The organism is Cellulomonas sp. P2_B4 (genome assembly GCF_056404795.1).
Window position 1 is genome coordinate 344611 of the sequence record NZ_JBFUDI010000003.1, and the last position, 19456, is coordinate 364066.

Here is a 19456-nt window from a genome sequence, read left to right on the forward strand (position 1 = left end):
CGGTCCACTCCCGTGCCGGGCTCCCGCCCGACGACACCCTTCGGAGCCACCCGTGCCCTCGCACCACCACCCCAGTCCCGCCGCGAGCCTCCCGGCTCAGCGCGGACGTGCCCTCGTCGCCGCGATGCTCGCGGTTGCCCTGGTCGCGCTCGCGCTCGTCGGCGCCGCAGCCCTGCCGGCACGTGCCGCCGCGGGACCGTCGCTGAGCGTCACCCCGACGACCGTCGCGGACCCGAGTGTCGCGACGACCTTCACGGTCACCGGCTCCGGCTTCGTCGGCGACGGCGCGGCCGACGGCGCCTACGTCCTGCTCGGCCCGGCGTCGACGTGGCACGGAGAGGGTCCGCTGCCCGGCGCCGGCTGGATCGCGCAGGGCTGGGTCCAGGCGTCGCAGATCGTCGACGGTGCGTTCACCACGACGATCGTCGCCCCCGCCGGAACGCTGACGGCGGGAGTCGCCTACCAGGTCGCGACGTCGGCCGCGCACGCGCTGTCCGCGACCAACCGCAGCCTCGACGCGTTCGCCGCGATCACCGTGCCGTCCCCGGAGCCGACGACGCCCACCGAGCCGACGGAGCCGACCGAACCCACCACGCCGCCCACCACCCCGCCGGCGCCGGTGTTCACGCCCTCGCTCGCGGCCTTCGCGGCCGACGGCACCACGCCGCTGGGCAGCGCGCCCGTCACCGAGGGCGCGAGCATCGTCGTCAGGGGCTCCGGCTTCGACCCCGCCGCGAACGTCGGAGGCCGCGGGGCACCGATCCCCGCGACCCTCCCGCAGGGCACCTACGTCGTCCTCGGCCGCGCGCTCGACGCGTGGAAGCCGTCGCAGGGCGCACCCTCGACGGCCCGCAAGGTCGCCGACCAGCGCTGGGCGCTCGCGTCGTCCGTGCTCGACCAGGTCCCCAGCCAGTTCCAGTCGGCCATCCGCGGCCAGTGGGTCGACGTCGCCACCGACGGAACCTTCACCGCAACACTGACCGTGAAGGACGCCGTCCTCGCAGGCGGGAGGTTCGGCGTGTTCACCTACGCCGCCGGCGGCACGGTCAACGCCACCCAGGAGCTCTTCGTCCCCGTCACGCTGGCGAGCGTCACGCCCGACCCCGGGCCGACCACGCCGGCACCCACGCCGACCCCGGTCACGCCGACCACCCCCGGCCAGCTGACCTGGGGAGTCAAGGCGTCCTTCCGCGCGTACGTCACGGGCGCGGCCGCCGGAGCGATCGCGACCGGTGACGGCGCGACCGCGTCGAACGGCACGTACGTGTTCTCGCAGGGCAGCACCACCGTGGACGCGACCACCGGTCTCGGCACGGTCGGGTACGGCGGCTCGGTGCGGTTCACCGGCCACTCCGGCGCCCTGGACTTGACGTTCAGCAGCCCGCGCGTCGCCGTGACGTCGGCCGGCGCGGCGACTCTCGTCGTCGACGTCCGCTCGGGCTCCACCAGCACCCCGGCGGTCGCCCTGGCGAGCCTGAACCTGGCGGGCGCGACGTTCGCCACGGCGTCGGGCGTCCAGACCTGGACCGGCGCACCGGCGACGCTCACCGCGGCCGGCTCGGCCGCCTTCGGCGACATGTACCCGGCCGGCACGGTCCTCGACCCGGTCACGTTCTCCGTCGGCACGAACGCGACCACCACTCCGACCCCGACCCCGACGGCCGGACCGAGCAGCGGTGTCGCGACGATCAACGTGGCCCAGGCCGCCCCCGGCGGCGCCGTGACCATCGGTGGCGACGGCTTCGGCGCCGACGAGCAGGGCCTGACGGTCCTCATCCGGTCGACGCCGCGCACGCTGGCCACGAACGTCTCGGCGAACGCGTCCGGCGCCGTCTCGGTGACGGTCACCATCCCGGCGGACATGCCTGCCGGCGAGCACACGCTCTCGATCGAGGGCGCCAACCACGTCGTCCAGGTGCCGATCACGATCGTCGCGGCCGCACCCGCCGCGCCCACCTGCACGGCCCGAGCCGTGTCCGGCGCGAGCCTGCGCTGGGGCGTCAAGTCGAGCTTCAACTCGTACGTGACGGGCCCGATCGCGGACGGCTCGATCGCGACCACCGGAGGCGTCACCGCATCGGGCGGCGTCTACGCGTGGACCGGCGGCACGGGCTCGTTCAACACCGACCGCACCCTCGGCAGCGCGAGCTTCCGCGGCGGAGTCACGTACAGCGGGCACGCCGGGACGCTCGACCTGCGGCTGACCAACCCGCGCGTCGTGATCAACGGCGGCACGGGGACCCTGGTCGTGGACGTGCTCAGCACCGACACCGCCGGGACGGCCACGACGAAGAGCGGAGTCACCTTCGCGACGCTCTCGCTCGCCGGGCACGGTTCGGTCAGCGGGTCGTCGGCCACGTGGTCGGGGGTCCCCGCGACCCTGACGGCCGCCGGTGCCGACGCCTTCGCCGGCTACTACGGCGCGGGCGAGTCGCTCGACCCCGTCGCGTTCACCCTCCCGCTCGGCGCGACCGTCGCGTGCACCGCGCTGACAGGCTCGCTCAGCTCCACGGGTGCGAACAGCGCCCTGCTGGGCCTGGTCGCGCTGGTCCTCGTGGCCACCGGCGCCGGCGCGGTCGTCGCCTCGCGTCGACGGGCCGGCACCACCGCCTGACCCGGCCATCGACCCCGCGGCTCCGTCCCATCGAGGGCGGGGCCGCGGGCGTCACTCGTCGACATTCGTACGTCCGGAATGCAAGACGATGCCGCGTCGTTGTTGACCACGCCGACGAGCCGGGATTTCATACGCTCGTCCGACCCCTCTCGACCAGAACGGAGCACCTCGTGACGATCACCGTCCGCGGCAGCGCCGTCGCGTCGCGCTCCTGTCCGGCCCGCTGTCAGCGCTGACACCCGGCCAGTCCGACCGCCCCGTGGTCGGAGCACAGACGCACCCCGAGAGACCCGACCATGACCCTGCTGTCCGTTCCCCCCGTCCTCGACGTCCACGCCCTGAGCGCGCTGACGCAGTCCATCGCCGCCCAGCCCGACCTGTGGCGCCCGCTGGTCCGCTTCCAGGAGAGCGGCCGTTGGTGGACCCGTCTCGACGCACCCGCCGGCGTCGACGTCTGGCTGATCACCTGGCTCCCGGCCCAGGGCACCGAGCTGCACGACCACGGTGCGTCGTCGGCTGCGTTCACGATCGCGAGCGGCACGATCACCGAGATCCGGCCGTCGTCGGACGGCAGCCTGGTTCCGCAGGAGTTCACGGCCGGGCAGACCCAGACGGTCGACCCCGGCCACCTGCACGACGTGCTCAACGCCGGTGTCGAGCCCGCGGTCACCATCCACGCGTACTCCGTTCCGCTGACCCGCATGACGTACTGGGCCCGCACCGCCGACGGCACCCTCGTCCCGGCCCGCACGGTCGAGACCGACCAGCCGGAGTCGAACTGATGCCGCGCACGATCGACGACGTGCTCGCCGAGGCCCGCGCGCGTCTGACGCGGTTGTCGCCGGTCGAGGCCTGGCACACGCTCGACGACGGCGCGCTGCTCGTCGACATCCGGCCCGCGGCCCAGCGCGCCGCCGAGGGCGAGGTGCCGCAGGCGGTCGTGATCGAGCGCAACGTCCTCGAGTGGCGGCTCGACCCGGCCAGCGCCCACCGCATCCCGGAGGCCACGGGCTACGACCTGCAGGTCGTCGTCCTGTGCTCCGAGGGTTACACGTCCAGCCTGGCCGCTGCCGCGCTGGCCGACCTCGGTCTGCACCGCGCGACCGACGTGGTCGGCGGCTACCACGCCTGGGCTCGTGCGGGGCTGCCGGTGCGCGGCCGCGGCGAGCTGGTCGGGGCGCACGGCTCTCAGGGAATCTGAAGGGTCGGTTCGCGACGATCCGCCGGTGACGACCAGCGAATCCACGATCAGCCGCACGTCCGCTGCGAGCCGCGTGCCCGAGGTGGCCGCGGCCTTCTGGGTCACCAAGGCCCTGACCACGGCGATGGGCGAGTCGGCGTCCGACTTCCTGGTCCGCGCGATGGTGCCGGAGATCGCCGTCCTGCTCGGAGCCGTGGCGTTCGTGGTCGCGCTGACCCTCCAGCTGCGGGCCGGCCGCTACGTCGTCTGGAGGTACTGGCTCGCCGTGTCGATGGTCGGCGTGTTCGGGACCATGGCCGCCGACGTCGTGCACGTCGCGCTCGGCGTCCCCTACGCGGTCTCCACCTGCGCGTTCGCGGTCGCGCTCGCCGCGGTGTTCGTCCTGTGGCGCGCGAGCGAGAAGACCCTGTCGATCCACAGCATCCGCACGCGCCGGCGCGAGCTCTTCTACTGGGCCGCCGTCATGGCCACCTTCGCGCTCGGCACGGCGGCCGGCGACCTGCTCGCGGTCACCCTGCACCTCGGCTACCTCACCGCTGCGCTCGTCTTCACGGCCCTCCTGCTGGTGCCCGCGATCGCCTACCGGTGGTTCGGCATGAACGGCGTCCTCGCGTTCTGGGCCGCCTACGTGCTGACGCGGCCGGTCGGCGCGTCCTTCGCGGACTGGCTCGGTCAGCCGGCCTCCCGCGGAGGTCTCGGTCTGGGCTCCGGACGCGTCGCGCTCGTGCTGAGCGTGGCGATCGCCCTCATGGTCGTGCGGATGACCGTCGCACTGCGGGCGGAGCGTCGACAGCTAGCGTGACCCGCATGAGGCAGGTGGTCCGCAGCGTCCGTGCGCGATCGGCGTTCGCCGCGATGGGTGCGGTCGCGATCGCGCTCGTCCTCGCCGGGCTGGGCCTGCTCGTCGTCCTGCACAACTCGCTCCAGGCGAGCGAGGCCGCGATCGCCATCGAGTCCGACGCGGTCCAGGACGCCGCCGAGGCCATGCTCGTCGGCATCCCGCTGCTCGTGCTCGTCGTCGGGGTCATGACCTACCTGCTGACGGGCCGCGCGCTGCGGCCGGTCGAGCAGATCCGCGCGCGGACCGCCCAGATCAGCGAGGCCGACCTGGGCACCCGGGTGGACGTCCCGCCGACCGGCGACGAGATCGCCCGGCTCGCGGTGACCCTGAACGGCATGCTCGACCGGCTGCACGACGCCCAGCGGGCCCAGGTCCGCTTCGTCGCCGACGCGAGCCACGAGCTGCGCAGCCCGCTGGCGGCCGCGCGGGCCGAGCTCGACGTCGCGGTGCGCGATGCGGAGCACGCCGACTGGCTCGCCACGGCCGCCGTGCTGCGGGACTCGAACGAGCGGATGCAGCGTCTCGTCGACGACCTGCTCGTCCTCACGAGGACCGGGGAGACCGCGCACGGACGGGAGCAGGACGTCGACCTCGACGAGGTCGTCGAACGGATCGGCTTCGGCCTCCGCCCACGCGACGGCGTCGTCGTCGACGTCGTCACCGCACCCGTCCGTGTCCGGGGCAACCCCGACGAGCTGGCGCGCGCGGTGCAGAACCTCGCGGACAACGCCGTCCGGCACGCGCAGCACCGGGTGCGCCTCACCGTCGCCCCGGGGGCACGCATCGAGGTCGCCGACGACGGCGCCGGGATCCCGATGGCCGACCGCGAGCTCGTCTTCGACCGGTTCGTGCGCCTCGACGACGGCCGGGCGCGGTCGGTGGGCGGCTCGGGGCTCGGGCTGGCCATCGTGCGCGGCATCGTCGACTCGCACGGCGGCAGCGTCCGCATCGGCGACGGGGACCTCGGCGGCGCGTCCTTCGTCGTGCTGCTGCCTCAGGACTCGTCGGCCGCCACGCGGTAGCCCATCCCCCGGACCGTGACGATCGACGTCCGCCCGAACGGCGCGTCGACCTTGCGCCGCAGGTAGCTGATGTAGACCTCGACGACGTTCGGGTCGCCGTCGAACGCGGAGTCCCACACGTTGTCGAGGATCTCGCTCTTGGTGACGACGTCGCCGTTGCGTCGCATGAGCAGCTCGAGGACCCCGTACTCGCGGGGTGTCAGGGCGATCTCGCTCCCCTGCCGCGTCACGCGACGGCGCGCCGGCTCGAGGCGCAGGTCACCGACGGACAGGACCACGGGGCGCTCCGGCGCACCACGGCGCACGAGCGCGCGGAGCCGGGCCAGCAGGACGTCGAACGAGAAGGGCTTGGCCAGGAAGTCGTCGGCCCCGCGGTCGAACACGCCGACCTGGACCTCGTCGCCCTCCCGCGCGGTCAGCACGAGCACCGGCGTCCAGACGCCGCGCTCGCGCAGCCCGACGAGGACGTCGCGACCGCTGATCCCCGGGAGCATCAGGTCGAGGATCACCGCGTCGTAGGCGTTCTCGGTGGCCGCCCAGAGCCCGTCCACGCCGTCCCGCATGACGTCGACGGCGATCCCCTCGCCCTCGAGCCCGCGACGGACCGCGTCCGCGATCGCGGCTTCGTCCTCGACGATCAGCACCTTCATCAGGCCACCCGTCTTCAGGGGATCCTCAGCATCGATCCGTGAGCCTACGTCCCATGACATCGACCACCGACGCCCGGCACATGCTGAACAAGGTCCCGGAGATCACCGTCTTCTTCTGGGTGATCAAGGTGCTGGCCACGACGGTCGGCGAGACGTTCGCCGACTATCTGACCGGCACCCTCGGCATGACCCTGAGCGCCGCCACTCTCGTCGTCGGGGCGCTGCTGGTCGTGACGCTCGTGGCGCAGTTCCGCGCGCCCCGCTACGTGGCGCCGGTCTACTGGCTCGCGGTGGTCCTGATCAGCGTCGTCGGGACCCTGATCACCGACAACCTCGTCGACACCTACGGCGTGCCGCTGTGGGTCACCACCGCCGTGTTCGCGGTCGCGCTCGGGATCACTTTCGCGGTCTGGTACCGGATCGAGCACACCCTCTCGATCCACTCGATCACCAGCACGCGCCGCGAGGCGTTCTACTGGCTCGCCATCCTGTTCACGTTCGCGCTCGGCACCGCCGCCGGCGACCTGCTCGCGGAGGGCCTAGGCCTCGGGTACCTCGCGTCCGCCGTGCTCTTCGCGGCCGCGATCGGCGTCGTCGCCGTTGCCCACTACCGGTTCGGGCTGGGCGCGGTGCTGGCGTTCTGGATCGCCTACGTGCTGACCCGGCCGCTCGGAGCGTCGATCGGCGACCTGCTCTCGCAGCCCACCGCGGACGGCGGTCTCGGCCTGGGCACGACGACCACGAGCCTGATCTTCCTGGCGACGATCGCCGTGATCGTCGTGTACCTCTCGTTCACCAAGCGGGACGTCGAGCCGGCCGCGCGCGACGAGGTCGAGCAGCTGGACCAGCTCGACGAGCTCGACGCGTGATCGGCCTGCTCGCCGCCACCACGGCCACGTCCACGGACCCGACCGCGCTCACCGGCGTGGCCGGCTGGGCGGTGAACCTCATGGAGACGCTCGGCGTCGCCGGAGCCGCCATCGCGATCGCGCTCGAGAACGTCTTCCCGCCGCTGCCCAGCGAGGTGATCCTGCCGCTGGCGGGCTTCACCGCGAGCCAGGGCACCTTCGGCCTGGTCGAGGCGATCGTGTGGACCACCGCGGGATCCGTCCTCGGCGCGCTCCTGCTCTACCTGCTGGGTGCGCTCGTCGGCCGGGACCGCACCCGGCGCCTGATGGCCCGCATCCCGCTGGTCAGCCTGTCCGACATCGACCGTGCCGAGGAGTTCTTCACCGACCATGGCCGTGCAGCGGTCTTCTTCGGGCGGATGGTTCCGGTGTTCCGCAGCCTGATCTCCGTTCCGGCCGGCGTCGAGCGCATGTCCATCGGGATCTTCCTGCTGCTCACGGCCGCCGGGAGCGCGATCTGGAACACCGTCTTCGTCTGCGCGGGCTACCTGCTCGGCGAGAACTGGGACGTCGTCGAGAAGTACGCCGGCATCTTCCAGTGGGTCGTGATCGCCCTGGTGGTGGCGGCGATCTCCTGGTTCGTCGTGTCCCGGCTGCGCGCACGCGGTGACGGCGTCGCTGAGCCGAACGGGTGAACGCGTGCCGCGGATCGGCTCCCGGCGACCACTTCGGACCGGTTTGTCCCTCGTCGGCCCCACGACCGCCCGTGACCTAGGTCATGTCCGCACGGCGCGATTTCCTACACTGCGCCGGTGTCCCGCTCACGCACCCGGTCGCCCCTCCGCACGCCGCTCGTGGCGGCCGTCGTCGTGCTCGCGCTCGGCGCGCTGGTAGCGGTCGGCGTCGGCCAGGCGCTCGGCCTGAGCTTCGAGCCCGCGGACACCCCGGCACCACCCGTCGCGACGAACGTGGAGTGGGCACCGATCGCGGACGCCCCGGCGATCTCCACGATCGAGATCCCCGACGACGAGCGCACAGCGCTGGCCGCATCGGCGGTGTCTGACGCGCTCACCGACCGCGGCCTGCCGATCCCCGCGACGGCCACCGGTGACGGGGGCCGGCCCGCCGACCTCACGGTGCGCATCGTCCCCTCCTTCGCCGACTCCGCCGAGGCGTACCGGGTCAGCCAGGACGCGGCCGGCCGGTACGCCCTGGAAGCCTCCGGACCGGCCGGCGCCGCGGCCGGGCTCTACGGGATCGCCGACCGCATCCGCTCCGGAGCGCCGCTCGACGCGACGGGCGCGACCCAGGCCCCGCGGCTCGGGCTGCGCCTGACCGACGCCGGATCTGTCGGGCGCGAGGCCGACCCGGAGGCGTTCGCCACCGGCGACGACTACTCGCTCAACACGGACGTCGTCGCCGGGGCCGTCCTGCCCGAGGCCCCGTGGGTGGACCAGGCGGTCGTCGACGACATCGACGCGCAGTTCCGCCAGCTCGTCCAGTACGCGCTGCGCCAGGGGTACAACGGCGTCGTCGTGCCGGGGTTCTTGGAGTACGTGACGTTCAGCGGAGTGGGCGACGGCCACCAGGTGTACCCCGAGGGCGACCCGCACGTCGCCCGCGCACAGGCCATGGTCGACGCCTTCGGCCCGGTGTTCCAGTACGCCGCGGACCTGGGCATGCACGTGTACCTGCTCACCGACATGCTCGCGGTCTCTCCCCCGCTGGAGGCCTACCTCGAGCGCACGGTCGGCGGGCTCGACGTCGAGGACCCCGCCCTCTGGTCCGTCTACCAGGCCGGTCTGGCCGAGCTGTTCGACAGCATGCCGTTCGTCGACGGCCTCATGGTCCGCATCGGCGAGGGCGGTTCCGTCTACCAGGCCGGCTGGGACTACTCCTCGAAGCTCGCGGTGACCACCGAGTCGTCGGTGCAGGCGATGCTCACGGCGCTCCTGGCCACCGCGGCCGAGCACGACCGCGACGTCATCTTCCGCACCTGGACCGTCGGCGTCGGCGCCGTGGGCGACCTGCACACCAACCCGGCGTCGTACGAGTCCGTGCTCGGTGGCATCGACGACCCGCACCTGATCGTGTCGACGAAGTACACGATGGGCGACTTCTACAGCCACCTGCCGCTCAACCCGACGCTCTCGGTCGGGACCCAGCGGCGCATCGTCGAGTTCCAGGCCCGCCGGGAGTTCGAGGGCTTCGGGGCGCTGCCCAACGACCTCGTGGCCGAGGAGGCGCAGGCGCTGCAGACCTTCCTCGCGGCGAACCCGAACGTCGAGGGCGTGTGGAACTGGACGCAGGACGGCGGCCCGCTGCGCGCCGGTCCGATGACGCTCTACCTGCGCACGGGGTTCTGGCAGATGTACGACCTGAACACCTACGGCACCGCGCGGCTCGCGTGGGACCCGTCGGCGGACCCCACGCAGGTGACCACCGACTGGGTGCGACAGACCCTCTCGGCGGACCCCGCGACCGCCGCTGCGATCACCGAGAGCCTCGGCCGCTCGCGGGAGGCGATCACCACCGGCCTCTACATCCGGCCGTACGCGGAGCAGAGCGTCAAGGCGCTCGGCCTCGAGCCGCCGCCGATGATGTGGATCTTCGAGTGGGACATCGTCACCGGCGACTCGGCCGCCCTCGACAGCATCTACGCGGTGAGCCGCGCGGACCTCGACTCCGCCGTCGCCGACGGTGCCCACGCAACCGAGGTCGCCGCCGACATGCGCGTCCGCGTCGAGGGCACCGATCCCCGAGCCTGGCGCTCACCCGAGCTGTACGACCACTTCGTCGACGCCCTCGACTACGAGACCGACCTGCTGGGCACGCTCGCCGCGTATCGCGAGTCCGTCCTGCGGCGCGTGCAGTGGCTCGACACCGGCAGCTCGACCGCCTACGACAAGTGGCGCTCGGCGGAGCAGGAGTTCGACCGCGCCCGGACCGAGCACGAGGCGCGGTACGGCGGGGACGTGGACCTGCCCGCCTACAGCTTCACCGCCGCGGACCTGGGCGCCGAACGCGCCGACCGCGATCCGACGATGGCCTGGCTCGCACGCGGCCTGCTCCTCGGCGTTCTCCTGGTCCTCGTGCTGGGCGCCGTCCGGCCGCGTTCGACCGCGCTCCGAGCACTCTTCGTCGCGACGACCCGGCCGTGGCGGCTCGGCGACGTCCCGGCTCCGACGAACCGGCTCGACCGCGTCCTCGTCTGGGCGCTGCCCGCGGTCGTCCTGCTGGCCAGCCGCCTGGTCTACACGTGGTTCGCGGCACCTGCGCACCTCGTCGTGACCCTCGGGGCGTGGCTCGTCCTGGCCGCGGTGCTGCGTCTCGTGATCGGCCGCCGCAACCCGTTCCACCTCTGGGCTGCCCTCGGCGGGGTGGTTCTGCTGCGCACCGTGATCCTGCTCGTCGCGCTCGTGGTGCGAGGACCAGGTCGCTACTGGTTCGGCTTCTGGACCGAGCCCGGCGCCCGGACCGCCTACATCACCGTCGCCTTCGCCGCGTTCTGCTGGTCGTTCGTCGTGATCGCCCTGGTCCTGCGCCGCGCCTACGGCCTGCGCCCGGTCCGGGCGCTCGGCTTCACCATCCTCGCCGGCGGCCTCACGCTCGCGATCGCCGCCGGTGCCGTCGCGGCAATCGGCCTCGAGCGGGCGCTGACCATCTGGAACGACCAGATGGCCCTCCTGCCCTGGGGCCTCTCGCGGATCCTCGGCATCACCGTCTACCTCGGCATCCCCACGTGGCTGCCGGTGGCTCTCGCCATCGTCGGCGTGGTCCTGGCAGCCGTCGGCGGCTCGTTGGCCCTGGTCCGACGCCACGAGAACGACCCCAGCCCGGGCGCCGAGCGACAGGTTCCCGCGACCTCTCCAGCACAGGTCTGAGCGGGCCGGGTCAGACCGACCCCGATCCGCGAGCCACGCGGACAACCCCCGTCCGACAGAGCCGCCACGACGTCGAAGTCTGACGAGCCCCCTTGATCGACACAGGCCGCCAATTTCCGGGCACGCCGAGTCCTCTGCGTCGCGGTTTGGAGGGTCGTCGTCCAGAAGGGTGGACGTTCGTCGTCGTCGAGAAGGGTGGACGTTCGTCGTCTAGAAGGGTGGTTCGTCGTCGTCCTGGTGGGTTTGGCGTCGTCGTCCGGGTGGTGGGCAGGTGAGTGTGTCGGGGTTGATGAGGAGGGGTGTGGGGTGGCGGGCGTAGGTGATGCCGTCGGGGCTGGTCCACCAGGTGACGCCGGTGGTGGGGTTGCGGTGCACGTTCCAGTGCTTCTTGGTCTTGGCCTGGTGATGGTGGCGGCACAGGGCGTGCAGGTTGTCGGCGTGGGTTTGGTCGGTGGCGGGTCGGGTGGGGTTGTAGGGGGTGATGTGGTCGAGGTCGCAGCGGGTGGCGGGTTGTCGGCATCCGGGGAACGTGCAGGTCACGTCCCGGGCGATCACGGTCCGGGTCAGGTCCGCACCCGGCCGGTACCCGACCGTTCCGGTGTCGATGACCTGCCCGGTGGGGTCGGTCAGCAGGCGCCGCCAGGTCCCGTCCTGGGCCAGCTCACGAGCCATCGCCGCGGGGATCGGCCCGAACGAGTCCAAGTACCCGGGCTGGTCGTCGAGCCCGGCCAGAGTCGTTGCGGCGATGGTGACGCCGATGCTGATGGTGTGGCCGTGGCGGCGCGGCAGCGGGGTCCCGTCCGGGGTCGCCTGCCGGTCCACGATGCCACTGAACACGTCGGCGAACGCGTCGGCGCGGCGCTGGTCCACGCTGCGGTCATCCCCCTGCACCCGGGTGGTGCCGGCTAGGGCATCCAGAACCGTGAATGCCATGACCGCCTCGGGTGCGGGCAGGTAGGCGGACAGCCACGCCATCCCGTCCACCGATGCCGTCAACGACACCGCCCGGTCCTCCCGCGCGGCGACCAGGCGCTCCTGGGCGGCGTGAGGGTCGGTGGCGATCACCGCGGCGCGCACATACCGGACCAGCTGCGGACCCGTCATCCGCTCCGCCGCCGCCAACCCGAGGGCCAGGACCGCGTCACGACCCGACGGGTCGGCGACCATCACCTCACTCATCAGGACGTCGACCTTGCGCGCATCCACCACACCCGCAGCCCAGGCGTCCAGGACCACCGGATGCGAGCACGCCAACGCTGCCCGCACGACCAGCATCTCCGCCGAGCGCCGCGTGATCACCAACGCACACGCCAACTCATCCGGCACCGGAGACGGATGCACCGGGCGGCGAACCTCCAGCTCATGGATCGCGACCGCCTGGGCCGCCTGCGCCGCCCGGATCAGCTGCTCGAACCCCTGCACCACCCCGACCACCGCACCCGACGGCAGATCGGCGACCTGCACACCATCCAATAGGGCCGCCAGGTCCCGCAGAGAAGCACCCGGCACCGGGAACTCCGGCAGCCCGGCGCCGCGCCCGGTCGCTGACTCGGACGCGGAGAGGGACTCGGGCGCGGGGGCGCACTCGGCACTCGCCGCGGCGGCGGGAGCCGGGCGGGGCGCGGCGGCGGACGCCGGGCCGGACGCGTCCGGTCGTGTCGTGCCCATTCGTCGCGCCTCCTTGTCCGCCGGATCGACCCGTTCGAACAAGTGTACGATCGACCACCGACACGCGACCGGGCGCGCGAGCAATCTGTGGACACAGCCGACCGGGCAAAGAGCAACCCGATCAAGAGAGTCGCGCCGCAACACCGCCAGCCCGTCACCGCACGTGGGAAAGCACGGCGGAGCCAACTGCGCACCGACCTGTTGACTAACCGATAGTTTCGGACACAATTCGGTCACAAGCGACCACCCCACCCTGCGGATCCACCGCGATCTTGCGTACGGTTCCGATGATTCGGGCCACAGTGCGCAAAGGAGCGTTCATGAGCTGGACCAGTCGGCAGCGCCGACCGTTCGAAACTATCGGAGTTCTCGTGGCGGCGTCGGCCCTGGTGGTCGCACCGCTCGCCGCGACCACGTCGGCCGTCGCGGCCGACGCTCCGGTCCTGGCCAGCACGTTCGACGGCGGCACGTACGCGCCCTGGGTGGTCAACGGCGGAGCGAGCCTCGCGCTCGTCGCCGACCCGGGCGGCAGCGGCCAGTCGCTGAAGGTGTCAGGCCGCACGCACGCCTACGACGGCGTCGCGCTGGACCTCACCTCGGTCGTGCAGCGCGACGTCAGCTACTCGATCTCCTTCAAGGCGCGCCTCGCGGACGCGGCTCAGCCGGCGGGCGGTGTGCACTTCACCGTCGACGACGGCAGCTACACGTGGGTGTCGGGCGACTCCGCCCTGACCGCCGACGCCTGGACCACCGTGAGCGGCTCGTACACGCTCGGCGCCGGCGTCGCGCCCGGGACGATGTACCTGGACACCTCGGGCAGCACGTTCCCGGACGTCCTGCTCGACGACGTGACGATCACCGGGCCGGCGGGCGGAGACCCCTGCACGCCCACCGCCCCCACGACGTTCGTCGCCGCGAGCTTCGACGACCAGACCCTCGGCGGCCTCGGGAACGGCGGGAGCTCCACGACCAGCTTCGAGCAGGTCGACGGCAGCACCGCCGTGCGGGTCACGGGCCGCTCGCAGGACTACGACGGCATCCAGACCGCCTCGGGCGCGCTGGCGAGCCTCACCCCCGGCCAGACCGTCTCCCTCTCCGCCAAGGTGCGCCTGGCGGGGACGACGACGGCGACGACCTCCGTGCGCCTCGTCGTGAAGCCCGCCTACACCTGGGTGGGCAACACCTCCGGAGTGTCCGCGACGGGCTGGACGACGCTCACGGGCACCTACACCGTGCCCGACACCGGCGTCGCGCCCGCTGACCTGCAGGTCTACCTCGGCACCGACGCGCTCTCCGACGGGACCTCGACGTACGACTACTACGTCGACGACGTCAGCATCGCGATCCCGGGCGACGACTGCGGCGGCGACCCGGGCGACGGCGACCCCTGCACCTACCCCACGACCGACACGCTCGTCAGCACCGACTTCGAGGGCGGCCTGGACGGCTGGGCCGGACGCGACGACGGCCACGGCACGGCGACGGTCGCGGTCACCGACGGCGGTCGCTCGAGCGCCCACGCGGTGCTCGTCAGCAACCGCCAGGGCCAGGGCCAGGGCGTCGGCCACGACGTCACGTGCGTGCTCAAGCCCGGCATCGCGTACCAGTTCACGGGCTGGGTGCGCTTCGGCGCCGGGCAGCCGGTGGACGCTCTGTGGCTGAGCATCGCCGCGACGAAGGGCGGCTCGACCACCTACAGCACGCTCGCGCAGTTCAGCGGCGCGACGAACACCGGCTGGACGCAGGTGTCTGCCAAGTTCACGATGCCGCAGGCCGACTCGGCGCTGCTCTACCTGGAGACGAGCTACCAGAACGGCGCGACGGGCAACACGTCCGACCTGCTCCTCGACGACCTGCAGGTGACCAGGCCCGCCGCGGCGACGATCCAGGACCTGACCCCGATCAAGGACACCGTGCCGTTCGCGGTCGGCGCCGCGATCGACAGCCGTGAGACCGCCGGGTCCGCCTCGGAGCTGCTGCTCAAGCACTTCGACCAGGTCACCCCGGAGAACTTCATGAAGCCCGAGGCCTGGTACGGCGCGGACCACGCGTTCGTCACCGAGAACACCGAGGCCGACGCCCTCATGACGTTCGGGCAGCAGAACCACGTCAAGGTCTACGGTCACACCCTGGTGTGGCACAGCCAGACGCCGGACTGGTTCTTCCAGCACGACGACGGCACCTGGCTGACCAGCAGCCCGGCCGACCAGGCGATCCTCACGCAGCGGATGCACGACCACATCGACGACGTCGCGAAGTACCTCAGCGACCGGTACGGCGCCTTCGGCAGCGACACGAACCCGCTGTACGCGTTCGACGTGGTCAACGAGGCCGTGTCCGACGGCACCAACGACCCCGACGGCCTGCGCCAGAGCCACTGGTACCAGGTGCTCGGCGAGGGCTTCATCGAGCAGGCGTTCCGCTTCGCCGACGAGGCCTTCAACGGCACCTACGCGGCACCCGGCGCCAGCCACCCGGTGACGCTGTTCCTCAACGACTACAACACGGAGCAGACCGGCAAGCAGGACCGCCTCCTCGCGCTCGTGCAGCGGCTGCTCGCCGACGACGTCCCGATCGACGGTGTGGGCCACCAGTTCCACGTCAACCTCTCCATGCCGGTCGCGACCCTCGGCGATGCGATCGAGCGGTTCGAGGGGCTCGGGCTGCGCCAGGCCGTGACCGAGCTCGACGTCCCGACGGGCACCCCGGTCACGCAGGCGAACCTGATCGACCAGGGCTACTACTACAAGGCCGTGTTCGACATGCTCCGCGCGCACTCCGCCGACATCTTCTCGGCGACCGTGTGGGGCCTGACCGACGGGCGGAGCTGGCGTTCCGGAGACGGCGCACCGCTCGTCTTCGACGACGACCTGCAGGCCAAGCCCGCCTACTACGGGATCACCGACCAGGACCTGCCCGCCCGGCAGCGCTCGGCGGTCGTGTTCCAGGGCGCCGGCCCGTTCGACGCCCTGGAGTGGCAGAAGCTGCCCCTGCACGCGATCGACGACCGCTCGGCCTTCCAGCTGCGCTGGGCGCCGGACCACCTGACGGCCTACGTCCACGTCACCGACGCGACGCCCGGCGCCACCGACGGACTGACCTTCGAGTACGCCGGTCGGACCGTCACCGTCCCGCGTGCCGAGGGGACGGAGGTCACGGGCGGGTACGACGCCGTCGTCACCCTCCCGCTCGACACCCCGGTCGCGGCCGGAGGCACCCTGCCGTTCGACGTCCGGGTGACCGACGACGGCACGACGACCGGCTGGAACTCGGCCGGCGTGCTCGGCACGCTCCAGCTCGTGGAGCCGCTGTCGTACGTCGAGATCCCGGAGACGGCGACGTCCCCGACGATCGACGGGACGGTCGACGCGGCGTGGTCGTCGGCGGCGACCGTCGAGACCGGGAAGCAGATCTCGGGCACCGGCGGCGCGACCGCGACCGTGCACACCCTCTGGAAGGGGAACACGCTCTACGTCCTCGCCGACGTCACCGACCCGACCGTCGACGTCACGGCGTCGGACCCCTGGCAGCAAGACTCGGTCGAGCTCTTCGTCGACGCCGGCAACGCCAAGAACGGCGGGTACCGGGCCGACGACACCCAGATCCGGATCAGTGCGGAGAACCTGCTCTCGTTCGGCACGGGCGACGAGGCCGCACAGCGCGCCCGCGTCACCAGCGCGACGAGCCGGACCGACCACGGGTACGTCGTCGAGGCGGCCGTGAGCCTGCTCGAGGACGGCGGGCTCGGCGCGTTCGAGGGCCTGGACGTCCAGGTCAACGACGGCACCGGAGGCACCCGGACGGCGATCCGCGCCTGGGCCGACCCCACCGGGAACGGCTACCAGACGACTGCCCGCTGGGGCGTCGGACACCTGGTCGCCGCCCCCGAGCCGCCGCCGGCGGCACCGGTGGTCACGACCCAGCCGGCGTCGGTCTCGGGTCCGCTCGCCTCGACCGTGACGTTCACGGCCGCCGCGTCGGGCTACCCGGTGCCGTCGGTGCAGTGGCAGCGCAAGGCGAAGGGCGCCAAGACCTGGAGCAACGTCGCCGGCGCTCGGTCCCCGTCGCTCGACGTCGTCGTGAGCACCGCGGCGAACGGCGCCCAGTACCGGGCGGTGTTCACGAACGTCGTCGGTTCGGCCACGACAACGGCGGCCACGCTGACGCTCAAGGCCGCGCCGCCGACGATCACGACGCAGCCGACGTCGGTCACGGTCCGTCCGTGGACCCTCGCGTCGTTCCACGTCGAGGCGGTCGGCTACCCGGCGCCTCGCTACCAGTGGTCCGTCAAGCTGCCCGGGTCGAACCGCTGGGTGCCCGCGCTGTGCGGCAGCACGAGCACCCTGCACCTCCTGGCGCTCCAGGCGACGTCCGGCACGCAGGTGCGGGTCGTGGTGAGCAGCTCGGCCGGATCGGTGACCAGCCAGACGGCGACACTGACGGTCCGCCGCTGACCGGGTGACCAGCGTCGACGCCCCGGGTCCCTCCGCCCGGGGCGTCGACGTGCCGGTGCTACGGTCCCTGTCACCCCCCACCCCGAGGAGGCCGTGGATGACGGCGGACGCGCAGGACCACGCCGACGAGCCGCTGCTCGACGGGCAGGTCACCATCGCGCTGATCGCCGAGCAGGCAGGCGTCTCGGTGCCGACCGTGTCGAAGGTGCTGAACGGTCGCACCGACGTCGCACCCGCCACGCGTGCCCGCATCGAGTCGGTCATCGAGGCCCGCGGCTACCGTCCGCGTCGCAGCAGGCTCGGATCCGGACCGGGGCTGCTCGACCTCGTCTTCCACGAGCTGGACTCGCCGTGGGCGCTGCAGATCATCAGCGGTGTCGAGCAGGTGGCCGGCAAGAACCGGCTCGGGGTGGTCCTGTCCGAGCTCGGCGGCGCGCACCGCCCCCGCCAGGAGTGGCTCGACGACGTGCTGCGGCGCCGGCCGCGCGGCGTCATCTTCGTCCTGTCCGAGCTCGACCCCGCCCAGCGTCACCAGCTCGAGACGCGATCGATCCCGTACGTGCTCGTCGACACGGCCGGCGAGCAGCCGCCGGGCGTGCCGACCGTCGGGTCGGCCAACTGGGCGGGCGGTCTTGCGGCCACCCGTCACCTCCTCGGCCTCGGCCATCGTCGGATCGCGGTCATCTCCGGCCCGGCCGACGTGCTCTGCAGCCGGGCCCGCATCGACGGGTACCGCTCCGCGCTCGAGGAGGCCGGCGTCACGGTCGACCCGTCGTTCGTCCGGTACGGCGACTTCTTCGTCGGCGGCGGGTACTCGCACGGGCGCAGCCTGTTGGACCGGCCCGACCGTCCGACGGCGATCTTCGCGGGCTCCGACTTCCAGGCCATGGGGGTGCTGCGGGCCGCCCACGACCTGGGTCTGCGGGTGCCCGAGGACCTCTCGGTCGTCGGCTACGACAACCTGCCCGTGACCGAGTGGATCTCGCCGCGCCTCACGACCGTCAACCAGCCGCTGCAGGAGATGGCCGCGACGGCGACGCGCATGGTCCTCAGCCTTGCGCGCGGCGAGACGCCGGCCAACCTGCGCATCGACCTGGCCACCGAGCTCGTCGTGCGCGACAGCACCGCACCGCCGCGCGAGCCGTAGGGTCCGAAGGCCCGGGCGCAGCGCGGTCCGCCGCGCCCGGACGCGGGCGTCGCGGGTGCGGCTCAGCCCGGCGCCGAGGTAGCCCGCTCGCGCAGCGCGAGGTCGACGGCCTCCTGGACGCGGGCCGCCTCGGCCGCCGCGCGGCGGCGACGGTTGCGACGGATCACGCGGACGGTGCCGACGACGGCCGCGGCAACGGTGAGCACGAGCACGAGGAGCGACCACGGGACGGCCCAGGTCGACGCCGTGGCCGTCTCCGGGTCGAGGGAGGTGGTCGACCCCGACAGGTCGGTGAACAGCGGCGTGACCACGGCGGTGGCCGTGAGGCGGACGGTGGGCGCGACGCCGTCGACCGGGACCGTCACCTTCCACGACTCCCCCGGCAGCAGCTGCGGAGGAGCCTCGAGGTCTCCGGCCTCGGCGGACGCCCACCCGAACGGGCCGGCGACGGACGCGACCTGCTGGGCGGACACGACGGCGTTGCCGGTGTTGTGGAGCGTGTAGCTGAGCGTCGCGTCGCCCGTCGCGAAGGGGTTGAGGTTGCCGTGGTACGCGACGGACACGCCCTCGACCGCGAGGCTGGGCTGGACCTCTCCCCCGACGTGCAGCGTGACCCGGACGCCCAGGCGCCGGTCGACGTTGATGCCCTCCTCGGCGTCGGACTGCGTGAGCGTCGTGACGATGCCACCGACGTAGTCACCGGGCGTCGCCGAGTCGGGGACCCGCACCGTGAAGGGCACGTCGACCGTGGCACCGGGCTGGACCGTGATGCTGCCGGCGTCCGCGTCCACCCACGCGCCGACGCCGCTCGACGTCTCGTCCGTCGTGAGCAGGTCGAGCTGGCCGCTCTCGGTCGTGTAGCCGTCCGCGGCGTAGACGGCGAGGTCGAGCGCGGCCGCACCGTGGTTGGCGACCACCAACGTGTCGTCGACGGAGCCACCGGGGTTCACGGTGTACGCGAAGCTCGTCCGGTCGGCGCCGAGGTCGTTGCTGCCGGTGCGCACGGTCCAGGTGACGTCGTTCTCGCCCGCCGCGGTCGCTGGAGCGGTGAAGCCGAGGACGGCCAGAGCGGCGAGCAGGGCGGCCAGTGCGGTGCGGACGAGTCGTGCATGCATCGAAGAGTCCTT

General features: G+C 72.5%; 13 protein-coding genes. 10 read left to right on the forward strand and 3 right to left on the reverse strand.

Annotated elements, in window-relative coordinates:
* Positions 1–52 precede the first annotated feature (52 nt).
* From AC1DZC_RS06595 to AC1DZC_RS06615, 5 genes are all read left to right on the forward strand, one after another.
* Positions 53–2614: an HtaA domain-containing protein gene (locus AC1DZC_RS06595; RefSeq protein WP_477042664.1), complete on the forward strand. Its 2562-nt coding sequence runs from the start codon at positions 53–55 to the stop codon at positions 2612–2614.
* A gap of 296 nt (positions 2615–2910) precedes the next feature.
* Positions 2911–3396 (forward strand): cysteine dioxygenase, encoded by a 486-nt coding sequence (locus AC1DZC_RS06600; protein WP_477042665.1) that lies wholly within the window; start codon positions 2911–2913, stop codon positions 3394–3396.
* Entirely contained in the window at positions 3396–3815 is a 420-nt protein-coding gene (locus AC1DZC_RS06605) for a rhodanese-like domain-containing protein (protein WP_477040139.1), read from the forward strand. Before AC1DZC_RS06600 ends, AC1DZC_RS06605 begins: the two co-directional genes overlap by 1 nt.
* A gap of 25 nt (positions 3816–3840) precedes the next feature.
* Positions 3841–4617 carry a COG4705 family protein gene (locus AC1DZC_RS06610; protein WP_477040140.1) on the forward strand — a complete coding sequence of 259 codons (777 nt, stop codon included), beginning with the start codon at positions 3841–3843 and terminating at the stop codon, positions 4615–4617.
* A 5-nt stretch (positions 4618–4622) separates the two neighbouring features.
* On the forward strand, positions 4623–5678 hold the full coding sequence (locus AC1DZC_RS06615; RefSeq protein ID WP_477042666.1) for a sensor histidine kinase: 1056 nt from the start codon (positions 4623–4625) through the stop codon (positions 5676–5678).
* On the opposite strand, the gene AC1DZC_RS06620 is transcribed toward AC1DZC_RS06615, so the two are convergent.
* A complete protein-coding gene (locus AC1DZC_RS06620; RefSeq protein WP_477042667.1) occupies positions 5651–6328 on the reverse strand; it encodes a response regulator transcription factor in 678 nt (225 codons plus the stop codon). The genes AC1DZC_RS06615 and AC1DZC_RS06620 overlap by 28 nt on opposite strands.
* Before the next feature lie 53 nt (positions 6329–6381).
* On the opposite strand from AC1DZC_RS06620, the gene AC1DZC_RS06625 reads away from it, so the two are divergent.
* The 3 genes from AC1DZC_RS06625 (at position 6382) to AC1DZC_RS06635 (ending at position 11060) form a co-directional block, all read left to right on the forward strand.
* The gene (locus tag AC1DZC_RS06625; protein ID WP_477042668.1) at positions 6382–7197 is read left to right on the forward strand and encodes a COG4705 family protein; all 816 of its coding nucleotides are present in this window, start codon (positions 6382–6384) and stop codon (positions 7195–7197) included.
* Complete coding sequence (locus AC1DZC_RS06630) at positions 7194–7871, forward strand: DedA family protein (protein ID WP_477042669.1); 678 nt, start codon at positions 7194–7196, stop codon at positions 7869–7871. Before AC1DZC_RS06625 ends, AC1DZC_RS06630 begins: the two co-directional genes overlap by 4 nt.
* A gap of 117 nt (positions 7872–7988) precedes the next feature.
* A complete protein-coding gene (locus tag AC1DZC_RS06635; RefSeq protein WP_477042670.1) occupies positions 7989–11060 on the forward strand; it encodes a hypothetical protein in 3072 nt (1023 codons plus the stop codon).
* Between the two features lie 210 nt (positions 11061–11270).
* Here AC1DZC_RS06635 and AC1DZC_RS06640 read toward each other — a convergent pair whose 3' ends face one another.
* Positions 11271–12872, reverse strand: a complete 1602-nt coding sequence (locus AC1DZC_RS06640) for an HNH endonuclease signature motif containing protein (RefSeq protein ID WP_477042671.1) — start codon at positions 12870–12872, stop codon at positions 11271–11273.
* A gap of 176 nt (positions 12873–13048) precedes the next feature.
* Here AC1DZC_RS06640 and AC1DZC_RS06645 point away from each other — a divergent pair, with 176 nt between their 5' ends.
* On the forward strand, positions 13049–17182 hold the full coding sequence (locus AC1DZC_RS06645; RefSeq protein ID WP_477042672.1) for an endo-1,4-beta-xylanase: 4134 nt from the start codon (positions 13049–13051) through the stop codon (positions 17180–17182).
* A gap of 97 nt (positions 17183–17279) precedes the next feature.
* Positions 17280–18329, forward strand: a complete 1050-nt coding sequence (locus tag AC1DZC_RS06650; protein ID WP_477042673.1) for a LacI family DNA-binding transcriptional regulator — start codon at positions 17280–17282, stop codon at positions 18327–18329.
* Between the two features lie 62 nt (positions 18330–18391).
* Here the strand turns inward: AC1DZC_RS06650 and AC1DZC_RS06655 are convergent, their stop codons facing one another.
* Positions 18392–19444, reverse strand: a complete 1053-nt coding sequence (locus tag AC1DZC_RS06655) for a WxL protein peptidoglycan domain-containing protein (RefSeq protein WP_477042674.1) — start codon at positions 19442–19444, stop codon at positions 18392–18394.
* Positions 19445–19456: the final 12 nt, after the last annotated feature.

Coding starts and splice junctions, on each gene's coding strand:
- AC1DZC_RS06600 (WP_477042665.1), top strand. CDS start 2,911: ATGACCCTGCTGTCCGTTCCCCCCGTCCTCGACGTCCACGCCCTGAGC.
- AC1DZC_RS06605 (WP_477040139.1), top strand. CDS start 3,396: ATGCCGCGCACGATCGACGACGTGCTCGCCGAGGCCCGCGCGCGTCTG.
- AC1DZC_RS06615 (WP_477042666.1), top strand. CDS start 4,623: ATGAGGCAGGTGGTCCGCAGCGTCCGTGCGCGATCGGCGTTCGCCGCG.
- AC1DZC_RS06620 (WP_477042667.1), bottom strand. CDS start 6,328: ATGAAGGTGCTGATCGTCGAGGACGAAGCCGCGATCGCGGACGCGGTC.
- AC1DZC_RS06625 (WP_477042668.1), top strand. CDS start 6,382: ATGACATCGACCACCGACGCCCGGCACATGCTGAACAAGGTCCCGGAG.
- AC1DZC_RS06645 (WP_477042672.1), top strand. CDS start 13,049: ATGAGCTGGACCAGTCGGCAGCGCCGACCGTTCGAAACTATCGGAGTT.
- AC1DZC_RS06650 (WP_477042673.1), top strand. CDS start 17,280: ATGACGGCGGACGCGCAGGACCACGCCGACGAGCCGCTGCTCGACGGG.
- AC1DZC_RS06655 (WP_477042674.1), bottom strand. CDS start 19,444: ATGCATGCACGACTCGTCCGCACCGCACTGGCCGCCCTGCTCGCCGCT.